Source organism: Paenibacillus sp. FSL H7-689, assembly GCF_000517905.1.
Taxonomy (GTDB): Bacteria; Bacillota; Bacilli; order Paenibacillales; family Paenibacillaceae; genus Paenibacillus; species Paenibacillus amylolyticus.
On the sequence record NZ_ASPU01000017.1, the window covers coordinates 1 to 21,633 of the forward strand.

Genomic DNA, 21,633 nt, shown 5'->3' on the forward strand with positions numbered 1-21,633 from the left:
TTCGATATAGATCGCCAGGTTGTCCAATGCTTGCTGACGAGCAGCCGGATCGGTTGGCAGACTGTCACGCAGTGGCAATGTGAGTGTCACTTCGCGGCTCTGCATATTCGTGTCGATCTCTACCGGACGAGCCAGTACACGAACATTCGTATTCGGAGCAACTTGTTGAATCAATTGCTCTTTCTTCGCACGCTCTTCAACTTCTTTGCGCTCGGATTCCTTTTTCAAAGGTACAACGCGGAAGTACAAGTCTTGATCAAATCCGGCGATGGAATTCGTCGGAACGGAAATCACTACATTTTCAGTGGAAATCTCCAGCTTGAGCGAGCCATCATTCAGTTCTTTTACCGCTGCTTTAGGCAGTTCAATACGTGTCTCGGACACGGAATCTTTGGTATCTGGAATAACAATGCGTGCGGTGTTCATGTTCAATTGTTTCGCTTTTTCTACCGATTCCTTGGCAATGGCTTCGGTCATTTTCACCAGATCTTTGATCGTGCCGTTGGTTTCGGTTGTACGGGTAATTGGCGTTTTGGTCAGGTTGGTACCGTTTGTTCCATTAACGTCAACCACGATCTGCTCTTGTCTCGTTGAAGGTGCAGGTGTAGAGGTTACTGGTGAAGTTGTGGACGAACCTCCACCACCTCCACCACCACCACCTGTGTTTCCATCCGGGTTAGGCGTTGGAGTATTGCCATTATCTGTATTGCTATCACCATTCTGTGTAAAGACAAACTTCACAGCGCGGCCTGGCAGTTCATCGCTGATTGCTTTGTAACGAACCCATACCGTTTTGTTGCCGCTAAGGTCCATTTTTTGAATGAAGGCAACATCAATCCAGTGCAACTTATTGTCGAAGGAAATCTCCATCGTATTGTCCAAGCCTGTTAGGGTGTTATTGATGTCATTGCCCTTCACATTAGGAGCCGTAAAGAATCGGTTAAATACATTTTGTAGATTCCCAACATCCTCGTAACTGTCTTGTTCATTTAGGACCCATTCAGCCAATTCCTTTTGGCCTTCAGGACTGAGTTCTGCCCTTTTGGATAAATCAAGAGCGCCTCTAAGATTAAATTTGTATTTGCTGAAGAATGCTTCACCTTTAATCTGATCTTTCATTGCTTTATCAAGCCATTGATCCATTCGCGGTATAGAGGTAGCTTGCTCAAATGAATCGATAGGCATAGAGAGGAGATTCAGGACAATATCCGGATCAACAATATCCCCTTTAGACACTCCTTCCAACCTTTCGAATGCAACTAGATGCAAGTAATTGAATGCCAGTACACCTTTATCTACTTTGCTACGTTCCAAATGTTGTTGTCCAAGGCTGCGTAACACATATGTCTGTTGGTCATTAAAGTGATTAGGTCCATTTACTAATTGCTGAGCGAGCAGATCCAGTTTATTCCTAAGAACACTGAGTTCCCTCTGCTCCCAAACAGATTGTGCCAATACACCAAGTTCAATCATATATTGGACCTGTTCTTTGTTTTTGTAATCTTTATTTACATATTCAATCAGGAATCCCGCAATGAAATCTCTAACCTGCAGAGACAAGGCACCGTATCCATTGGGTAAAGTAATACCCAGATCCGGATCTTCCATAGCCATTCGCATAGCCGCTATATTACTGTTGCTCTTTGCAGTATTTAAGACACTCAATGGATTGCTTTCGTTATCATCCGGGAAAAATTTATTAAATGCAGTCTGGATTGCATTATAGTTTACAAACCCTCCGCTTGGTCGAAGTTCGATCATATGATCTGCTAATTGTTGCTGATACTCGTTCGTTAAGGTATCTATTTTGGTAAAGTCCAAAGGGAAAGACTCCAACGGACTTTCTGGGTAATCGGAGTTATATTTCTCAACATCTTTCTGAATAGATCGGAGTTGCTCCAAAGACTCCAACACTTCTGCTTCCGTTAAGGCCTGGTTAAGATAAGGTGTTCTTTCAACAGCAGTGTCCGTGAATTTGACTACTCGGGAGATGGACTCTTTCCCTTTCAGCCTAATTGCATATCGATACTTAGTCATCCATTTGTCCATTTCGGAGGATGTGAGGTAAGTATCAATAAGTCGGTAGTATTCCCCTTCTGCATCGGGCTCCTTGAAATAATCTACTCGTTTTGCTTGCTTTTTATAAAACTCATCAAGTGCAGTTATTGCGTTTGGTCCATCAATTTCGCGAATGACTTCAAGTGCCTTCAAGGCTACTTGCACCATGAATTGGACCTGTTTATTATTCTCATATCCAGCATTCGTTGGTGGATCTATATCCAGTAAGTATATTGCGATATCCTCCTGATCTTTGACAGAAAGCATCTTGAAATCAGGCTCAGTGATGAATTGTTCATCGCGCAGTAATGCAATCATATCTTGGATAAAATCATTGCTGTTACCCCGATCTGCTTCTTTCTTCAGTTCGTTATACTTGGTCAGCGGTGTATCCTTATTAAAGAACGCATCAAACGTAGTTTGAACTTCAGATACCGTTTCATAACCGTTCTGCGGCTTATGATCAATCATCCATTGTGCAAGTTCGGATTTAGTGGCTACATCATTCTGGATGGTCGACATTTTCCCCATATCAAAAACAAAAGGCTGGATGTTAGGATTTGGATTAAAAATGACATGCATTTGAATGAAGTCATACTTACCATAAAGATTATCCAATGATGCTTCCATGCTGGAAAGGTCAAGTGCTCCATTCAGTTCTTTATATTCTGATATCTTAGAAACCATAAATTCCAACTGACTATTAAATTGCGTAGGATCGCTAGAATTCATGAATATAATATTATAGAACATAAGATAGCTCACAAACATTGGCAAGTCTGCACCCGTCAAATTCATATAATGATTACCAGCTTGTGTCCAATCAGGTTTACCAACATTCGGGAAATAAGTGGACCATTCTGCCAGCAGGCTATAAACCAGAGTGATGTTGTACTGCAATGCGCTCGACTCAGTCTGCTTAGGAAGTGTGATAAGATGGTGCACCAAATCAAATACGTAATTGGCCTGATTGTTGTTCTCATATGAGAACTCCAGTGGAAGCAGCAAGACCATGCCTCTGGCAATTTCATATTTTTGATTATCGTTTAATGCTTCATAATCTTCAGGTAGTGTGATTAAATCTTGTTGTTCAAGTAAATTTTGAACATTGGTCATCGTCGTACCCTCATCCGACTCAACATACATGTCTCTCTCCATATTAAGTTGATCCAACGGAGTAAACGGGTCAGCACTTGCAACCCCACCCACACTAACCACCTGTAACAACAAAACCGCAATTAAAAGGTAGCTTATCAGCTTTTTGTAATTCATGTACTTGATCCTCCCTATCTCATGTTTTTTACATATAAATTCAATCCATCTGATACGTAAGGCCTATTGTAGTGCACTGCGATAAACAGAATCTAAACAAAAAGAGCAAATAAAAGGAAAAAGATCCATCCTGTAGTACAAAAACAGGATAGATCTCAATTTTTTTCGCCAAAATTCATCATTTTATTTTAAAAAAAGTATTCTTTGGGACCTATATAACTCCAGCCCTTAAATCAAGGTGTACCCGCCATCCACATACAATGTGCTGCCCGTCGTGAACATATTGGCCATCAGATACGTAACTGTATGTGCAATTTCTTCATTGTGCCATCAAGGGTAAAAATAACGCGAACGAAGCGACTTGAACGACAACTATACAATGGAACTTCACAGCAAAAAAGACGAGAGACAGATCACCTGATATCAGGCATATCCGTATCCCGTCTTTGTCACATCACATTCCAATCCGCAATCCGACCCTATACGATCCAGATGGTCACTGACCTAAGAAAGTAACCCCAACTTCAGTACTCTTGCAATATTCTCGGCGGTACGTTCCACATTCTCCGGGCCTTCTCGCAATAGTCGATCCAGATCTGCTGCTCCAGGCACAATACCAAATATGGCATCGATGCCTTCCGCGTAGAGGGTGTCAATCCCTTCGCCCACACAACCTGCAAGGGCAATCACAGGTTTACCCGCTTCCTTGGCTGCCCGAGCAACACCATAGGGGGTCTTGCCAAATTTCGTTTGGAAGTCGATGCCGCCTTCACCCGTAAATACCACATCCGCAGCAATCAACTTTTCACGCAACTCAGTATATTCAATGACAATCTCAATCCCTTTACGTAATACAGCCTGTGTAAAAATCAAAAGTCCCGCGCCCAATCCACCAGCCGCTCCGGCTCCTTGTACATCTCGGATATCTTTATGAAGCTGCTGTTTCACCACATCTGCATAATGGGACAAATTCGCGTCCAGCTGTTCAACCATCTCTGGAGTTGCCCCTTTTTGTGGTCCAAACACCCTTGATGCGCCATGCTCCCCACATAGGGGATTGGTCACATCACAGGCCACAATGAACTCCACTTCCTGCAAACGCTCATCCAGACCAGATACATCAATCTGAGCCAGTTGATCCAAAGCCCCGCCCCCACGCGCAAGCGGCTGACCCTGTGCATCCAGAAACTTCGCACCAAGTGCTTCAGCCATGCCAGCCCCACCGTCGTTGGTCGCGCTACCACCAATGCCAATGATGATCTTGCGTATGCCAAGGTCCAGACATGCGCGAATCAACTCGCCTGTTCCATAGGTTGTCGTCCGGAGCGGGTCCCGGGTCTCCTTGGTAACCAAGTGGATGCCGCTGGCCGACGCCATCTCGATGGCCGCCGTTGTTCCGCCACCCAGAATGCCATACTGTGCAGTGACTGTCTGACCCAATGGTCCGCTCACCTCGTGCTGGTGAAGGACACCGCCGGAAGCATCCACAAGGGACTGAACCGTACCTTCCCCACCATCTGCCATAGGTACATGAATATAGCGTGCCGTCGGATATATTTTACGCAACCCTTTTTCCATCGCGATACATACTTCTTTTGCTGTCATGCTTTCTTTGAACGAATCCGGTGCCAGAACAAATGTCTTCTCTCTAGTCTCTCTCATATCTTAAAGGAGAACACGGTTTTCCATAATATTTTTCATGCTGATATGGGATTTGGAGGGTCCCAGCTTCACCAGTGAATCCTGAAATTCGGCAAGTTCTTCAATGGACGCCGTCTGTACCTTGATCAGATAGTTATATTCACCGCTAATCCGATAGACATCCGTGACTTCGATAGCCTGTTCACAGAACTGGACCAACTCGTCGCAATGCTCTGTTTTGAGCAAAATAAATGTCGTGGTTCCACGGTTTAACCGGGCCAGATTATAGATGGTTGAATATCCCGTTATTACACCTCTCTCCTCCAGTTTCAGAATTCTTTCCTTAACCGAAGGTTGGGACATGTTAATTTCTTTGCTTATCTGTGCAACGGGGATACGTGCATGATGTTGCAGCAAGCGCATAATCTGCTGATCGATTTCATCTATTATGTGTTCCATTTGTAAGACCTCCGAGTCGTCGGCTTATTTAATAAGGTTTTTCTAATAAATTAGCTAAAAATAGTTAGATTCTATCTCATTATATCCTTTGATATTGTATGGTTCCAATGCGATATTAACCCTATACTTTAGAATACAATCTGAAGAAGGAGCGATGTAATGTGAGTGTTATTGGACTTGCACATGTAGCCATTCAGGCTCGTAATTACGAAGATACTCTGGCGTTTTATATAAAAGTATTGGGATTCAAGGTCGGTCACTCCTGGAGTTTGCCTTCCTTCCACATTACCGAGGCATGTATGCTGATCTCTCCGGATCAGCGCACCTGTATTGAGGTATTTGATCCAAAAGCAGTCATTCCTGCCGAGGGTGAACCTGCCACCTCTCCTGAAGCGGTCCGGCACGGCGCACTGTTACATTTCGCCTTTTACGTGCATGATATAGAAGATATCTATCAGCGAGCGCTCGCCCATGGAGCCAAGGCCTACGTTGAACCGGATTGGATATCGCTTGGCGAACCTGCACTTCGGGTTAGAAATGCGCTCGTCCACAGTCCGAATGGTGAAGTGATCGAATTCCTTGAAGAGGTTGATTTTGACCGATCCTCATCCTCACCTTCATCCATATGAAGTACACAAACAGCCTGTTGCCTCGTCATTCGTGGCAGCAGGCTGTTTCATGGTTCGATTTGCTTGGCAAGCACCAGCACACACCTACCCTACTCTTGCTCTGCACTCCCCAGCGTATACTCACTTAGTTTCCCTTCATAAACCAGTTGCAATCGTTCACTCTGGCGAAAATCATCCGGTGTCACCAGCGCCGGCAGTTTATTCCACAGTTTGATTCCCGAACGCTGTAGAATCTCGGCTACAAATTGGGAGCAGAAGTAGGAGTTGCTGAACTCCACCGGTTCCTTGAGTGTAATGCCGATCACGCCGAGCAGATTGTACATATATTTCTGGCGGCTGCGGATGAAGATGTGCAGCACACGTTTCATCTTTTCCACTTCACGATCCGTCACCTGAAGCTTGTATATGACACATGTGGTATTGGGATACTTGCTGTATGTACCTGTCTGAATATTCTCCTTCACAAACCCACCATTCAGCGGATTGCTCGGATGCTTGCGGCCGAAGCTGTACAGTTCGGTTAACTCCCGGTCAAATGAGATCGATGCGTGATTATATGGCGCTCGGGTATAGCTCTGAATAACCTTGGTAAACAGCGTTCCTGTATTCGTAAGCAAGATATAGATGGAGCGTTCATCTGTCATAGCAAAATTTCCCCTTATCAAGTTGGCACTATTCCTTCATAATAACATAGGTACCCTACAATGGAATCTTACTTTGAATAAGCAGGTGATCGGTACGTGAGCAGTTCACTCTTTACACTAACGTTAATCTTCACAGCTTTACTTGTGATACATATCGTGTACAAAATTATTGCAAAGCTTCAGCCAAGCAAAGACTATTCAGGCATCGGCCAAAAAATCAAAACCTGGTGGGGTATGTTTGTGATCTTCTGCCTCGCCACCCTTTTTAACCCCATCGTGTCCCTCATCTCCCTCATGGTGCTTGCATTCTTCTCACTCAAAGAATACTTCTCCATGATTCGCAGTACACGCAAAGCCGACCGCAGGCTGTTCCTATGGGCGTATCTGGCGATTCCGGTTCAGTTCTACTGGATCTACATTGGATGGTATGGCATGTTTATCGTGTTTATTCCCCTATATGTGTTCCTAGTGCTGCCCCTGCCACGTCTGATTAACAAAGGTACGGTCGGTTTCCTGCGCAGTGTCAGCTCCACACAATGGGGACTAATGCTGATGGTGTTTGGACTGAGCCACTTGGCCTATTTCCCATTTGCCTCACCGGAGTACGGCTCCAAGCTGGTGCTGTTCTTGGTCGTGCTAACACAGCTTAATGATGTGGTGCACTATCTGGTCTCTCTCTATCTAGGCAAACGAAAAGTGGTGCCTACCGCCAATCCATTTGTCACCTGGGAAGGGTTTGCGTGTGCGTTTATTGTAACGACAGCAACGTCTTATTTGATCCATCCCTACCTGACGCCATTTGATTGGAAATTCTCGCTGTTCATCGGGGTGTTGATCAGTTTGGCTGGATTCTTCGGTAGTCTGACGGTGTCTGTACTGAAGCGCGATCTGTTAATTGGAGATGACAACAAGTTCGATTCGCTCAAAAAAAGCTACCTGAGCCGGGTCGACAGCCTGACCTATACCTCTCCGGTTATGTTCCACGTGGTACGTTATTTCTTTGACTTTATGTAGCAACACAACAGATAGATCGACGATCTTGTAATTATGTATGTCAAAAAAAGCAGCCCAAGTGGCTGCTTTTCCTGTTCAACAGGCTCTAGACGGACCCTTCATGATATGCCTGCGCTACTTCAACGTAATTTCTTTTTCGGACATGATTTCGTTCCCCTCATCGTTTGTGAACACAAATGTCGCTTTGCCCCGCTCGCCCTTCATCTCATCCGAATAGATAAAGCCAGAGAACTGTCCATTGCCGCTAAAGTAAAAACCCTCTTCACCATTTCCACCATGTTCAATGGCTTCCTGTAGTGAATTCACAATCGTCACCGTGTTAGACGTCCACCGCATCTCCGTTAGTGTATACCCCTTCGGAACCTGTTTAATTCCAAAATCAAAGCTGTTACCCTCGCTCGGTTTCTCCGACTGGTCAATGACGATATCAATCTGCTCAGACGGTTCAGTTGATTCCGATTGAGCTGTAGGCTTGCCCTCATCACCACTGGCACTGCCTTGGCTATTGTTATTCTTCGCATCCGCATTCGGTACAGAGTTTTCTCCAGCTTCCTCTACGGGTTGCTTCGATTGCGGATAGGCGTGCTCCTGAACCGATTCATTATTGTTCTTGGCACCACAGGCACTGACGAATAGCGAAATACAGAGCACAGACATGCAAAGTGCAGATTTCTTTATATTTATTTTCATCATCTAATTCTCCCTTCATTCATCTTCGGCACGTATATCCAACACGCCACTTATTAATCACTACACCATATCGTCCCACATGAAGCTCCATTATATGTAAATGATTAATAAATTCAGTATGTAACTGCACCTCGATGATTAAAAAAAGAACTCTGTTCATGACTTCATACACGTATTATTTTATCGATCAAACCCAGGCAAGACCAACACTTGTCCAATCTGGATGGCGGTATGCTCGATTTTGTTCACTTTCTTGATAGCTTCTACATACACACGAGTGTCCATCTGCTGAGGTTTATGTGCCAATGAAATGCCCCACAGTGTATCTCCCTGAGATACAACGATCTGGTCCCCCGACAACAATTGCTCATCCCCGGCAAATGCAGTGAATACAGCACTACACCCTATGATTATAATTAGAGTTATAGTGACGATCTTCATTAGCCAGGCTGGCGTCTTCACACGCTGCATGAATTGACCTTTAACATACATGGTGCGAGACTCGGACGTTTTGGTATAAGCGGATTCATAAATACTTTTGTACGTGGAATATTTCATTCTAGTCGACCTCCAGACTTTCATTCCGCTAATCTTTAATTTCATGTTTACCTATGTATTTTTCCTATAACAATGAATGATCAATAACTCGCTTTTTCACTATATAGGTATCTTTGCCTAAGTCACCCTACCCTGATAGGTCTATACTACCAGTTCACTCTAAACAAATTCTGAACAACCGAATTTCAATGTTATATCAGATTCAATTTATCCAATATTCATGCCTGATTTTCGGCGATGCTTGCTGCAACGTTTTTCTATAATAGGTATAGATAAAGATTCTAATGAGTAAGGACGTGCCCCCATGATTTCTGCTGATCTGAAGGAACAATATTACGAGGCGCTTGTAGCCAAGGATTCGGAATACGAGGGTTTATTCTATGTTGGAGTCCGAACCACAGGTGTGTTCTGTCGTCCCACATGCCCTGCGCGAAAGCCAAAATTCGAAAACTGCGAATTCTATGAGACGGCTCAACAGGCACTTCTGGCCTCTTATCGCCCTTGCCAGCGCTGTCGTCCACTTTCTCACCCTAACCAAGTATCCGATGTCGTTCGCATATTAGTGGAAGCTGTGGAGAAAAATCCGGAGAAACGCTGGAAAGAACAGGATTTCAAGGCCCTCTCCATCGACGAATCCACTGCTCGCCGACAATTCAAGAAGCGGTTCGGCATGACCTTTGTAGAATATGCTCGCGCTCGCCGCATGGGACTTGCCCTGAAAAATATTCGCTCCGGCCGCACCGTGATTGATAGCCAATTATCTACCGGATATGAATCAAGCAGCGGCTTCCGCGATGCCTTTTCACGGATCATGGGTGCTGCCCCTACACAAGTCGATGAAGGACATATCCTAAAAGCGTCCTGGATTGACACCCGCCTCGGCCCGATGATGGCCATCGCAGATGAGGAGTCGCTATATTTACTGGAATTTGTGGACCGCAGAGGTCTGGAGCGCGAAGTTGAGCGTCTGCGCAAACGAACCAAATCAGCGATTGTACCCGGCACTACAGCTCCCATCCAGTCCATTGAGCGTGAACTAAACGAGTACTTTCAAGGTATTCGGACAGCATTCGACACACCGTTGTTCTGTTTAGGAACACCATTTCAGAAGCGTGTGTGGGACGAGTTGCTGGCCATTCCGGCTGGTGAAACGAGGTCATATCAAGAGATTGCAAATGCACTGGGAAAACCGACTGCTTGCCGAGCTGTGGCACAGGCGAATGGGGCCAATCAGCTTGCGATTGTGATTCCATGTCACCGTGTAATCAATGCCAGTGGTGAACTGGGTGGATATGGCGGGGGATTAACTCGCAAAAACTGGCTTTTGACTCATGAGAAACAAAAACAGGGTAGCTGAAAAACAGAATGAAGTAATGAAGTACGTATCAAATGTCCAAAGGAATGCATGATATAACAAAGGAGAGTCAACATAATATGAGTACCTTAGAAGAAAAAGCAGCGTTGTTCCAACAATACCATGTGAAAGGAAAACCACTTGTTCTGGTCAATGTGTGGGATGCCGGAAGCGCACAAGCCATCCAATCCGCTGGAGCAACGGCCATTGCTACCGGAAGCTGGTCCGTTGCTGCGGCCCACGGTGAACGCGATGGTGAAGCCATGCCATTCCATCTGGTGCTTGCCAATCTCGCACGGATTACAGCGAGCGTGGATCTGCCTGTAACGATCGATATAGAGGGAGGGTATGGGAGGTCTGTGTCAGAAGTGAAGCAAAATATCCTGCAAGTCATCGATCATGGTGCTGTAGGAATCAACATTGAAGATCAACTTCCCGCTGGCTTGGGATTGTACACTGTGGAGGAGCAATGCCCGAGATTGTCCGCCGCCCGGGAAGCTGCGCAGCAGGCAGGCATCCCGTTGTTCATTAACGCCCGCACAGATATTTTTCTACAACATGCACCTGAACACCATAACCACTCTCTCCTGGAGGAAGCACTTATACGTTCGAGCCATTATGCAGATGCAGGAGCCAGTGGTCTGTTTGTACCCGGTTTGCAGGATCACCAACTGATTCAGGAATTGTGTGAGCGTTCACCGCTGCCAATTAACGTCATGGTTACGTCTCCTGAGCCTTCACCAAAACAGCTTGCCACACTGGGTGTAGCACGTGTAAGTTACGGGCCATATCCCTATCTGCAAGTTATGGAACACCTAAAAGAACTGGGGAGAAACATTTTATCGGGAAATTAACAGGAGGGCATGTTATAATCACCTCTATTGAACATTTACAGGAGGCAATTATGCTTAACGTGGAACAAAAGCTAGAAGTGCTACAATCGTATCCCCAACTGCAACGCAAAGATGTTTCTCTCGGTCGAGTTAATTTCCACTACGAGGATAGTGCGTATGATAAAAAAATTGTTGCTCTCCATATTCATCCTAACGGAAACGGTTATATCTATGCAGGGCTACTGCCTAACTGTGAGACCGATGCTAAAGGATTCGTCAATATTCGTGATTACTCCGAAGCAGATCTGCGCACATTGTTAGATGAAACGATCCAAGCGATGTCTCACAATCCCAACGCAGTTGAATTCGAAGAGCCAGAACAAGTAAAAGCTACTGCTCCTGTATTGTCTACAACCTCTACGGGTGGCGGAACGTGGATCGATGAAGATGGACATACGCTGACTTTAAAATACGAAGATGACATGTGGTATGTATATTCCGGTGATAATCTGGATATGGCTTTTGAGTCACGTAGCGAAGCCGGCGAGTACCTCAAAGACGAAGGATTCAAACCGCAGGCTCAAGCTTAAGGGATGCACCTTCATTTGGAATTACGTATAAAGATTGTTGAATAGGTAAATCCAATGATTTAGGATGATACAAAAAACACGAGGCGTGTTCGCACTCGTGTTTTCTAATTTCGGAGATTTCGCTTAGATTCCTTGCCCCGTTCCTTTATAACTGTTTCCTGTCAGTCTTTTTTGGTTTTCATGGTAAGCGGCGCATTCTTCATCATCGGGTACGTAGATAGAAGTAGCGCACCACCAATACATCCCAGAACGGTGAACAGTGTCATCATATTCACATTCGCAAACCACTTCATCCACTCCCCAAGATCTGCGAAGACAACGATCAGAGTGATCATTAGGCCTACCCCAAAGAACATAATGAAGAAGTTACGCATCCCCAAGCGCATCCAACAAACCGTTGGGAAGACAGAGATTCCCAGTACAAGAAAGCCGCACATCAGATCGATCCACAGGTAGGATAAGAAATGATATTCACTTGAATACAACATGCCCGGTTGATAAAGGGTTACGTCAACAATTCCTTTTTCCTGAAGCAGGTGTAAGAGGAAGTACGCCACATGCAGAATGATCATGGTGCCTGCAACCATCCATACCGAATTCATATAGAAGGATTTCATGAATTGAATTCGTGTACTGCCCATACCAATCGCAACCGGAAACAGTGTAATCATTCCCCCGATGGCAAACGCACATATCCCTCCGTACATGGGACCAAACAGTTGCGTAGCATACGAGACATCAAATATGAAGCCAATGGCCAGATATACAACGGCGAGCATTAGAGCGATGGATGAAAATATGCTCAGAAACAAACGCATATCATCGCGAATCAGTCGGTTCGTACCTTTTACTGCGTTCATGGTTTAACCCCCTCTTGATTACGGGTCCTGTTAACCAAATAATCTTGTAATGTCGCTTTCTCAATGGAAAGCCCCTGTGAATGAGCGATATCCTTCCACATTTTCGAGTAGGGCTCATCAATCATCACTTTTACAGTCGATCCCATCTGAGAAGACTCTATAACTTTAACACCTGATGTAACTCGGTTAATATCATCAATTCCCCCTGTTAGAAGAACTCCTTTTTCGCGCATCTCTTCCATCGATTGATTTAACAACACCTCTCCGGCTTGCAAAACGATAAGGGACTCACACAAAGGCTGAATCTCCTCAATGTGATGACTGGATATGAGAATCAGACGCGGGTTATCTTCATAACTTTCCAGTAGCGCATTGTAGAAGAATTTACGCTTCTCAGCATCGAGTCCATTGGTAGGTTCATCCAGAATGGTTATCTTTGCATTACTGGCAAGACCCAATATAATCTGGGCAGCAGTCTTCATGCCTTTCGAAAATTTAACGATCTTTTTCTTCGCCGGTAGTTCGAACACATCGATTAAACGTTCCGCCAAATCCTGATTCCACTGCGGGTGAAAATATTGCCCCATTTGAACCATGTCACTAACCGTCCAGTTTTTCCCCAGGGGATGATTCTCCTGGATGTAGCACAGATGCTCTTGGGCAGCCAGATTATTATAGGGGTCTTGACCCATGATCTGAACGGTTCCACTGTCCGGGCGGTTATGCCCTGCAAGTAAACTCATCATGGTTGTTTTCCCCGCTCCATTTCTTCCCCAGATCGCACTAATGATTGGCTCACTCTCATGTAGCGTAACCTGGTTCAGAACGGGTGTCTTCTGGTAGCTGTAGTTGACCTGCTCCATATGAATCATAACTCACTCTCCTTATCCTTCTTGCCACGAATCAGATCAATGATCATGTCTTCATTCATGTGAATCCGTCTGGCTTCTTCAAGTAAAGGCTTGATGTATTCTTCATAAAAATCTTGCTTCCGTTCAACGAGCAATGCTTCTCTTGCTCCCTTTGCAACAAACATTCCAACACCTCGCTGTTTGTATATAATCCCCTTGTCCACGAGTTCCTGCAGTCCTTTGCGGGCTGTAGCCGGATTGATATTGTAGAAGCGTGACAGTTCATTGGTTGAGGGAACCTGTTCTTCCACCTTCAATCTGCCCTCCACAATATCGTCCATAATCATCGTAGCAATCTGATGAAAAATAGGCTGAGATTCATCCAAAGTCGATTTCATGTGCTTCCAACTTTCATACGTATTCATTGGTCAGTTAGTCGGTTAGTTACTCATGTAACTAACTATAGTATACAAAGACGCAAATGTAAATAGGCGAACTTAATTCATCGCCTTTCCTACCTTTGCTCTGTTGTATTGATTAATAAGCCCGTCCAGGACTACGGATTGCTGGATCACTTCCGGATGAAGCAGACTACCGTATTCCATATGCATGCGATATAACAACTGTCTGGCATCTTCGATCCGTGATATCAAATCCAGGCGATCCATAGTACCCCTCCTTTTTGTCATATTTTAGTGTATTATGCCAATCATAAGCGCATGTGAGATACGACATACTTATTCTTCCACTTTGATACACAAAAAAAGAACGCTTCTGAAATGAATTCAGAAGCGTTCTTTACTTTTATTAAGTTCCAAATCCATGATCAGCGGGTCTCATAATTTCGGGGTTCGGGCTTTCGGGATTCGGGCTTTCCTTGCCTGGGACAGGTTCCGTAGCAGGAGCTACGATGAATACAACGATACTACAGGTAGCTATCAGCAAAGCCAACTTTCTCTTCATTGAGTTTCTGCACCTCACTAATTATCATTTTGTATTGCTGTTTCGCCGTCTCAGATGCAAATTCCCGGTATTGCTCAAACAGTCCGACACCTCTAAGCATACCTCGTCCACTGCTAATTTCAATAGAAAATTTTAAACTATCTAGCACAAATTCTATACCTAAATGATACTCGTCTTTCTTTAAATAATATGCACCCAAATCTGCTAAAAGTCGTAAATATCGATCATCCGTAACTTGTCTGCTTACTTTACCAATTCGGTTACTCTGTTCCTGATAAGTGAAGTAGGATTCATACTGTTTGAGAACATGATCAATATCCTTATCATAGCGATTAGCCGCCGTTACAATATCACAAAGCGCTGGGAATATCTCATTTTCCTTCGTCGAGATATACGCCAGGTAATCTGGTAATACCTCAAACTGTCCACCCATTAAATGATATATATATCGATTAGCTTCAGCCCATTCTTGAAACTGATTCATAACTACGATTTCATCTTTATCCGGGTTCCTCACCCAGCGATTATCCGAATATAAAGAAACATATTTAAGTGCCTCAGTGTAGTCCTTCAATTGATAACAGGCACTTCCTGCAGCTAGATCGGAGTATAGAATATAGAAAACAATTGGTCTTTTTGTCTCTTCTTGTTTCCTTCGGCCATTCATCTCATAATGGATGGACGCTTTTATTTTCAATTTTTCAGATAACTCCTGAACCTTGTCCCATCTATGCAATGCTCCAAAAGCATTAATCAGTTCGTTAAGCGCATCCAACTGGTAGCGTTCATCCAGCCGATCCACATAATATTCGAACCGAGATGCAATAATCAGATTTCGGTGCTGATCATTGGTTAGCCCCAACCTGAACAGTCGATACTGACAGAGTGCAAGCCGCTCGGAATGTTGCATTTTCTCACTCTCGGCGATGTTTTCATATAGAAGGATGGCTGCTTTGAATTTACCCGCTTGGTAGAACTCTTCAGCCACATCAAATAACAAAGGAATATAGGATAGATTATCCATCATCAGACGAATAACCTCTTCAATACAGTCCAACTTGTCCAACTCGGCACAGCGATGAAGGAAGGGTCCCAGTCTTCGCCAGTCCGGGGTCGCGTGTACAAAACACTCGTCTATGTATAACTCATAGAAGTAACCTTCTTCCAGTCTCATGGCGGAAGTAATGCGATCCAACTGCTGCATGGCAATAGGCCGATTTTTATTCAAAATATTGCTGAGCGTACCCGAATTAATCCCTGACGTTTCCGAAAAATGACTAATGGACATCTGTTCACGCTTCAGATAACTTTCCAAGTGATCGCGTATCGTGGTTGTCGACTCCAAACGAACACCACCCTCCAAAATAAAAAACATAAACGGGATTATCGGTATGCAAAAGTAATTATATGTAATTAGAAAGTATCGGTCAATATAATAATTTCAACTAATTTGTATTAAAACCATTTTAATCCTTTTATAAAACGGACAATCCTATCCTTATTTTATATCGGAAACACGTCTGGCATCAAACCTGAAATTAGACAAAAAACACGAGCCATCTACGGGCTCGTGCTCTCAACTGACTCAGCAGTCAGTATACTCACTATAACTTGGATTTAAGGCAGTATATTACCTGCCGCACGGTAAATTTCATACCACTCTGGACGAGTGAGATGAACATCTCCTGCTTTTACACAGTCTTGCAGACGTTCAATGTTCATCGTGCCTGTCACAGGTTGCATCTGCGCAGGGTGACGAAGCAACCATGCGATTGCAATCGTTGTATTGCTCACGTCATACTTCACAGCAATCTCGTCAATCTTTGCATTCAATTCCGGGAACTTGTCGCTACCCAGGAATACACCTTCGAAGAATCCGTACTGGAACGGGGACCACGGCTGAATGGTGATATCATGCAGACGACAGTAATCAAGAATGCTACCGTCACGGTTAACCGCGGCATCGTTCTCCATGTTCACATTAATGCCACTGTCAATCATCGTGGTATTGGTAATACTCATCTGCAACTGGTTGGCTACCAGTGGCTGTTTCACGTATTTTTTCAACAATTCGATCTGGTTCGGATTCTGGTTGGATACCCCGAAGTGACGCACTTTACCTTCGCGCTCCAGTTGATCAAAGGCTTCAGCCACTTCCTCCGGCTCAACCAATGCATCAGGACGGTGCAACAGCAGAACGTCAAGATATTCCGTTTTCAGACGTTGCAGGATGCCATCGACTGAATTCAGGATGTGCTCTTTGGAGAAATCAAACATGCCTTTGCGGATACCGCATTTGGATTGAAGAATCATATTTTCACGAACTTGGGGATTCATCTGTACTGCTTCGGCGAAGATCTCCTCACATGTTCCTGTACCATAAATGTCGGCATGGTCAAAGAAATTCGCGCCAACCTCCATTGCAGAACGAACAAAATGTTCGGCTTCCTTACCGTCTAGTGAATTAATCCGCATGCAGCCCACCGCGACTACAGGTACTTCTAGTGCACTGCTGCCCAATTTAATCGTTCTCAAGATGTTTTCCCTCCATATTCGAATATTATCGTGTATCTTACCTTTGATTGTGACATATATCTGCAATCGGTTTCAATAGCTTTATCCTACATTCATATGGAGAAATGATAGGTTCTTCATTCCAGCCTATAGATCCAAAAGAATAAACTATACTTCTTCCGGTATAATGACCTCAATATGCCTTGGCAGGACACGGATATGAATCGGCAGGGCAGGACCTTCTTCCCCATCTACATTAGTGCGAATGGCTTCGTCTGAGCGAACATGAACTTCTTTGGCTGTAAAATAGTCCACGTCCTTATGGTCTTTCAGACTACCAAATAACAGGGAGGTGCCCAGGGTCAGACTGTTGAACACACTGATATTACGAACAACAAAACAATGTATCAGACCATCGTCCACCTCTGCATCCGGGGACAACTTCTCGAATCCTCCGACCGAGTTGGTCAGCGCCGCCAGAAAAAGTGGCGATTCCCCCTCCCAGAGCTGTCCGTCATATTCGATGGTTAGATGATTGGCTGGTGTATTCACCAGGTCTTTCAAGCCTTCTTTGAGATATGCGAATGATCCCAACTTCGACTTTTCTTCCGAGGATACGGAGAACAAAGCTTCTGCCAAAGAACCTGCAGCCACAACGTTGGCAAACAGGCGATCATTGATTTTCCCCAGATCCACGATATGGGTCTGATTCGAACGTAACTGCCTAATGGCTTCTTCCGGGTCAAGCGAGATATTCAGCGCACGCGCAAAATCATTCACCGTACCTAGCGGTATAACGCCTAATCGGGGACGATGATCCTGATCCATCATGCCGTTAATCGTCTCATGCAGCGTACCGTCGCCTCCGATGGAGATGACCAGATCACAGCCGTCTTTGCAGGCGCTCAGACAGTAGTTGGTGGCATCACCTTCCCCGGCCGTCTCATTAACCACCACCTCATACTGCTGTGACTCCAGAATTTCTCTGACTTGGGACACATACTGCTCGGCCTCTTCCTTACCTGACGATGGATTACTAATGATCATGGCTTGGCGCATACTCACATCTTCCCCTCCAAATTGGCATCTTTACTTCATCTTTACCCTTTTCAAGGGTGGGTTGAATAGGGTCTGCGGGAGATGTTTTATTTTTTTTGATAAACATGTCTCTGAAGAGTGCAGAGCAGGGTTTGTTTCATATAGAATAGAAGTAGAGAAATACCCATTACGAAATTCCTTGTTCCTTTTTCCCGTTGACGGGTTAATAACTATAGATGTGCTTTGAGCCGAACCTGTATATGTTAAACTCTTCAATTCACACTGAACACTCCCGTGGGCAGAACAACCTTCACTAACTCAATCTGTTCGGATTATTTTATAATTCTAAAAATCGGAGGGAATGCATGCAATGAGAAGAATGACGCTATTATTTCTAGTATTCATCCTTAGTCTCGGGGCATCGGGGCAAGCCATGGCTTACACAACTACGGACTTGGGCGAGGGAATCATTGAAGATCCCGCTTTGGAGGACGGACTGAAGTTAATCCTGAACAAACCTCTGGATATGCCATTAACTTCAACGGATCTGGAGCAGCTTGAGGTGGTGGATCTGAGCAATGCAGGTATTCACAGCCTGTCCGGTCTCGAATATGCAACCAATCTGACTCACCTCCGATTATATGGGAATGAGATTGAGGATCTCACACCGCTGGCGCACCTAACCCAGCTTCGCGAGATCGATGTTCGCAATAATTACATTACATCCATAGATGCACTTACTGAATTAAAAGACTTGGGACGGCTGTATATCAGCAACAATTCCATTTCTTCCATAGAGGTTGTACGTGGGTTCAACCGATTACATACGTTCCACGCCAGTGGTAACCAGATTGCCAGTCTTGCGGCCCTCTCGGATGCGGATGCACTGAAGTGGCTTGAGATCTCGAACAATACGATTAACGATCTGACACCGCTCATGGGTAAAACCCGGCTCCAACAACTCAATGTAGCAAACAACCAGGTTCAGACGCTGGACGTACTGGCTGAATTGCCAAATACACTGCGGAATCTGAATGTGGCAGGTAATCAAATCACGGATCTGACACCACTGGAGCATATGACACGCCTTCGGACACTTGATATCTCTGGTAACCAAGTACAGCATCTCAAGGGGCTTGAGGAACTGACTGGGCTGACAGAGCTGAATGCAGAGTCCAATCAGATCTATGATCTGGAACCTTTACGGCAGCTTTCCAGCCTGGACGTGTTGAAATTATCCAACAACCGGGTGTGGGATCTGACACCGATCGCAGGTTTTACGTTTACCCGTGATCAGTCAGCGACAAATGTTATACAGGATATCTCGGCGTCTACCTCGTTATCCTCGGGTATTCAGACGTCTGTCTCAGAGGTTGAGCCTGCCGGACTCACGGTGCAGAACAATTATCTGGATGTTGTGAGTGGCAGTCATACAATGCAACTTCTGAATCGGATGAATGTGCGGGAGCAGAAACGAACGCCCCAGGGCAGCTTTCAGCGTCTAATCGAAGGGTCTACCACCGCCTATGTTGGGGATCGTGCTTACGCACTGGATGCTGCACCTTTTATCGATGAAGGGCGGACCTATGTGCCTCTGCGTTTTGTCTCGGAGCAGTTAGATGCCCGTGTGAACTGGAACAGCGGTACGCGCGAAGCTGTGATCACACAGAATGATAAGACCATCCGCTGGAGCGTGGGCAACAAACAAGTTGTCGTGAATGATACACTTGCGATCAATGATGCTCCTCTTCTGATGAAAGATGGTAAAGCTTTTGTACCGGTTCGCTTCATCTCGGAGCAATTCAATACCTCTGTTGGTTACATCGGAAGCAGCAAAACGATTCTGATTTTTGAAAATAAACAGCTTGGTGAGAGTGTACAGCCTTAAGTTGTGTCTCACGTTCATTTACAGCCATAAGAGAATATGAGAAACATAGCGCAAGTCCCCGTCTGAATAATCAGCGGGGATTTTGTTGTGTTATGACAGTTGTGTTAAGACATTGGATAATGGTATATGGACATCGCCGATCACAAGCAAATACAGCATACGATCTGTCTATGCGAATACGAACTCGTAATACTCCATCTTCGATTAGGGTAAATTTCACACGGTTTAGCATATCTTCTTTTGCCGTGGGAGTTGTTATACTGAACGTAATATATATGACAACTGAGGTTCAAGCGAGGAGGAAATTCACATGACATTCACGCTCACTGGTTATTCCACAACCCAAGACAGCCCGTGGAGAGAGCTATCTTTTGTGCCAACTAATGAAAGCGCTAACCTAAAACTCACGGGTGAACAGCACCAACTTGTGGAAGGGTTTGGCGGATGTTTCAACGAGCTTGGTTATATGGCTCTGTCCCATTTGAATGAGGAGCAGCGCCATGAGGTATTTCACTCTCTTTTCCATCCCGAGGGCGAGCACAAGTTTAACATCTGTCGCCTGCCGATCGGCGCAAGTGATTATGCAGAGCAGTGGTACAGCCACAACGAGGTGGACGGCGACGTGGCCATGGAACATTTTTCGATCAAACGTGATTTCAAATATCTGATTCCTTACATCAAGGAAGCTCTGACTTATAACCCGAACCTGCAATTCTTCGCCTCGCCATGGAGTCCGCCAACGTGGATGAAGTCGCCCAAAGCCTATAACTATGGGACACTGCGCTGGGAGAAAGATATTCTGGAGGCCTACGCCCTGTATTTCGTAAAGTTTGTACAGGCTTACCGTGACGCAGGCATTACGATCCATCAGGTGCATGTGCAGAACGAAGTGATTGCAGATCAGAAATTTCCTTCTTGCATGTGGACAGGCGAGCAGCTTCGTGAGTTTATCGGCGATTATCTGGGCCCGGCTTTTGACCAACACGGTCTGGATACGGAGATCTGGCTGGGAACGATCAACGCCCCTGATCCATGGGAGGAATTAATCAAGAAAAAAACGAATGACTTCGATGAGTACGCCGGGCTTGTCCTGAGTGATGCAAAGGCCTATTCCTATATCAAAGGTGTTGGATATCAGTGGGCAGGCAAAAATGCGATTCAACGTACCTCGGCGAGTTATCCGGAGCTGCGTTATATGCAGACCGAGAACGAATGCGGTGATGGCAACAACTCATGGAACTATGCCAAGTATGTATATAATCTCTATCAGCACTACTTCAGCAACGGAGTGAACGCGTACATCTACTGGAACATGGTTCTGGAACCCAAAGGCCGCAGCACATGGGGCTGGGAGCAGAACTCCATGATTACGATAGATCCAGACAATAAGGAGGTTACTCGTAACCCGGAGTATTATGTGATGAAACACTTCGCGCATCATATTGTTCCTGGTGCTCGAAGAGTCGGTCTGTCAGGCGCGTGGAGCGGGAAATCCGTTGCTTTTCGCAACCCGGATAACAGTCTCATTATTGTCATCAACAATCCATTCCAGGACCGTCGTGACCTGTATCTAACCCTTGAAGAAGGACAGACCCTACACATGGAGCTGGAAGCCGATTCATTCAACAGCATGGTTATTCATCCGAAATAACTAATCCAACACATCGTTAAAAACGCGAACATCAATAGCGTCAGGCCCCAAGGATTCCCCGGGCCGGCGCTATTTTTCATGGGCCATTCAATGCCTAATGTCACCATTATTGCTACTGTAGAACAC

General features: G+C 45.1%; 19 protein-coding genes and 1 pseudogene. 7 read left to right on the plus strand and 13 right to left on the minus strand.

The genetic code is table 11. The features are described 5' to 3' along the window. The 3 genes and pseudogenes from C170_RS16145 to C170_RS16155 all read right to left on the minus strand — a co-directional run. Positions 1-3,330 (minus strand): annotated as a pseudogene (locus C170_RS16145) (hypothetical protein); the annotation flags it as partial. Between the two features lie 504 nt (positions 3,331-3,834). Further along, positions 3,835-4,992 (minus strand): glycerate kinase family protein, encoded by a 1,158-nt coding sequence (locus tag C170_RS16150; protein ID WP_036611650.1) that lies wholly within the window; start codon positions 4,990-4,992, stop codon positions 3,835-3,837. Between the two features lie 3 nt (positions 4,993-4,995). Further along, entirely contained in the window at positions 4,996-5,430 is a 435-nt protein-coding gene (locus tag C170_RS16155; RefSeq protein WP_036611653.1) for an Lrp/AsnC family transcriptional regulator, read from the minus strand. 161 nt (positions 5,431-5,591) lie between these two features. On the opposite strand from C170_RS16155, the gene C170_RS16160 reads away from it, so the two are divergent. Further along, positions 5,592-6,059, plus strand: coding sequence for a VOC family protein (locus C170_RS16160; RefSeq protein ID WP_036611656.1), 468 nt, complete (start codon positions 5,592-5,594; stop codon positions 6,057-6,059). 89 nt (positions 6,060-6,148) lie between these two features. Here C170_RS16160 and C170_RS16165 read toward each other — a convergent pair whose 3' ends face one another. Next, positions 6,149-6,703, minus strand: coding sequence for a hypothetical protein (locus tag C170_RS16165; RefSeq protein ID WP_036611659.1), 555 nt, complete (start codon positions 6,701-6,703; stop codon positions 6,149-6,151). A gap of 96 nt (positions 6,704-6,799) precedes the next feature. Here C170_RS16165 and C170_RS16170 point away from each other — a divergent pair, with 96 nt between their 5' ends. Next, complete coding sequence (locus tag C170_RS16170; protein WP_036611662.1) at positions 6,800-7,717, plus strand: phosphatidate cytidylyltransferase; 918 nt, start codon at positions 6,800-6,802, stop codon at positions 7,715-7,717. Positions 7,718-7,831: 114 nt separating this feature from the next. On the opposite strand, the gene C170_RS16175 is transcribed toward C170_RS16170, so the two are convergent. After that, a complete protein-coding gene (locus tag C170_RS16175; RefSeq protein WP_161799406.1) occupies positions 7,832-8,410 on the minus strand; it encodes a hypothetical protein in 579 nt (192 codons plus the stop codon). 177 nt (positions 8,411-8,587) lie between these two features. After that, positions 8,588-8,965: a LysM peptidoglycan-binding domain-containing protein gene (locus C170_RS16180; protein ID WP_036611665.1), complete on the minus strand. Its 378-nt coding sequence runs from the start codon at positions 8,963-8,965 to the stop codon at positions 8,588-8,590. Positions 8,966-9,269: 304 nt separating this feature from the next. On the opposite strand from C170_RS16180, the gene C170_RS16185 reads away from it, so the two are divergent. The 3 genes from C170_RS16185 to C170_RS16195 all read left to right on the plus strand — a co-directional run bounded on the left by C170_RS16185 (position 9,270) and on the right by C170_RS16195 (position 11,742). Next, the gene (locus tag C170_RS16185; RefSeq protein ID WP_036611668.1) at positions 9,270-10,322 is read left to right on the plus strand and encodes a bifunctional transcriptional activator/DNA repair enzyme AdaA; all 1,053 of its coding nucleotides are present in this window, start codon (positions 9,270-9,272) and stop codon (positions 10,320-10,322) included. Positions 10,323-10,399: 77 nt separating this feature from the next. Further along, positions 10,400-11,173 carry an isocitrate lyase/PEP mutase family protein gene (locus C170_RS16190; RefSeq protein WP_036611671.1) on the plus strand — a complete coding sequence of 258 codons (774 nt, stop codon included), beginning with the start codon at positions 10,400-10,402 and terminating at the stop codon, positions 11,171-11,173. A gap of 50 nt (positions 11,174-11,223) precedes the next feature. Continuing rightward, positions 11,224-11,742, plus strand: a complete 519-nt coding sequence (locus tag C170_RS16195; RefSeq protein ID WP_036611674.1) for a hypothetical protein — start codon at positions 11,224-11,226, stop codon at positions 11,740-11,742. Positions 11,743-11,903: 161 nt separating this feature from the next. Here C170_RS16195 and C170_RS16200 read toward each other — a convergent pair whose 3' ends face one another. From C170_RS16200 to C170_RS16225, 7 genes are all read right to left on the minus strand, one after another. Beyond that, the gene (locus C170_RS16200) at positions 11,904-12,602 is read right to left on the minus strand and encodes a hypothetical protein (protein WP_036611676.1); all 699 of its coding nucleotides are present in this window, start codon (positions 12,600-12,602) and stop codon (positions 11,904-11,906) included. Further along, positions 12,599-13,474 (minus strand): ATP-binding cassette domain-containing protein, encoded by an 876-nt coding sequence (locus tag C170_RS16205; protein WP_036611679.1) that lies wholly within the window; start codon positions 13,472-13,474, stop codon positions 12,599-12,601. Before C170_RS16205 ends, C170_RS16200 begins: the two co-directional genes overlap by 4 nt. Beyond that, on the minus strand, positions 13,471-13,851 hold the full coding sequence (locus C170_RS16210) for a GntR family transcriptional regulator (protein ID WP_036611682.1): 381 nt from the start codon (positions 13,849-13,851) through the stop codon (positions 13,471-13,473). The genes C170_RS16205 and C170_RS16210 overlap by 4 nt, the downstream gene beginning before the upstream one ends. A gap of 99 nt (positions 13,852-13,950) precedes the next feature. Then, a complete protein-coding gene (locus C170_RS30440; protein ID WP_017691550.1) occupies positions 13,951-14,121 on the minus strand; it encodes an aspartyl-phosphate phosphatase Spo0E family protein in 171 nt (56 codons plus the stop codon). A 257-nt stretch (positions 14,122-14,378) separates the two neighbouring features. After that, on the minus strand, positions 14,379-15,761 hold the full coding sequence (locus C170_RS16215) for a hypothetical protein (protein WP_036611685.1): 1,383 nt from the start codon (positions 15,759-15,761) through the stop codon (positions 14,379-14,381). Positions 15,762-16,033: 272 nt separating this feature from the next. Further along, positions 16,034-16,951, minus strand: coding sequence for an aldo/keto reductase (locus tag C170_RS16220; protein ID WP_036611688.1), 918 nt, complete (start codon positions 16,949-16,951; stop codon positions 16,034-16,036). A 147-nt stretch (positions 16,952-17,098) separates the two neighbouring features. Further along, positions 17,099-17,989 (minus strand): diacylglycerol/lipid kinase family protein, encoded by an 891-nt coding sequence (locus tag C170_RS16225; protein WP_036611691.1) that lies wholly within the window; start codon positions 17,987-17,989, stop codon positions 17,099-17,101. A gap of 349 nt (positions 17,990-18,338) precedes the next feature. Here C170_RS16225 and C170_RS16230 point away from each other — a divergent pair, with 349 nt between their 5' ends. Together C170_RS16230 and C170_RS16235 are read left to right on the plus strand one after the other, a co-directional pair. Then, positions 18,339-19,856: a leucine-rich repeat domain-containing protein gene (locus tag C170_RS16230; RefSeq protein ID WP_051447233.1), complete on the plus strand. Its 1,518-nt coding sequence runs from the start codon at positions 18,339-18,341 to the stop codon at positions 19,854-19,856. Positions 19,857-20,166: 310 nt separating this feature from the next. Next, positions 20,167-21,507, plus strand: a complete 1,341-nt coding sequence (locus tag C170_RS16235; protein ID WP_036611696.1) for a glycoside hydrolase family 30 protein — start codon at positions 20,167-20,169, stop codon at positions 21,505-21,507. The last annotated feature ends 126 nt before the right edge of the window (positions 21,508-21,633 follow it).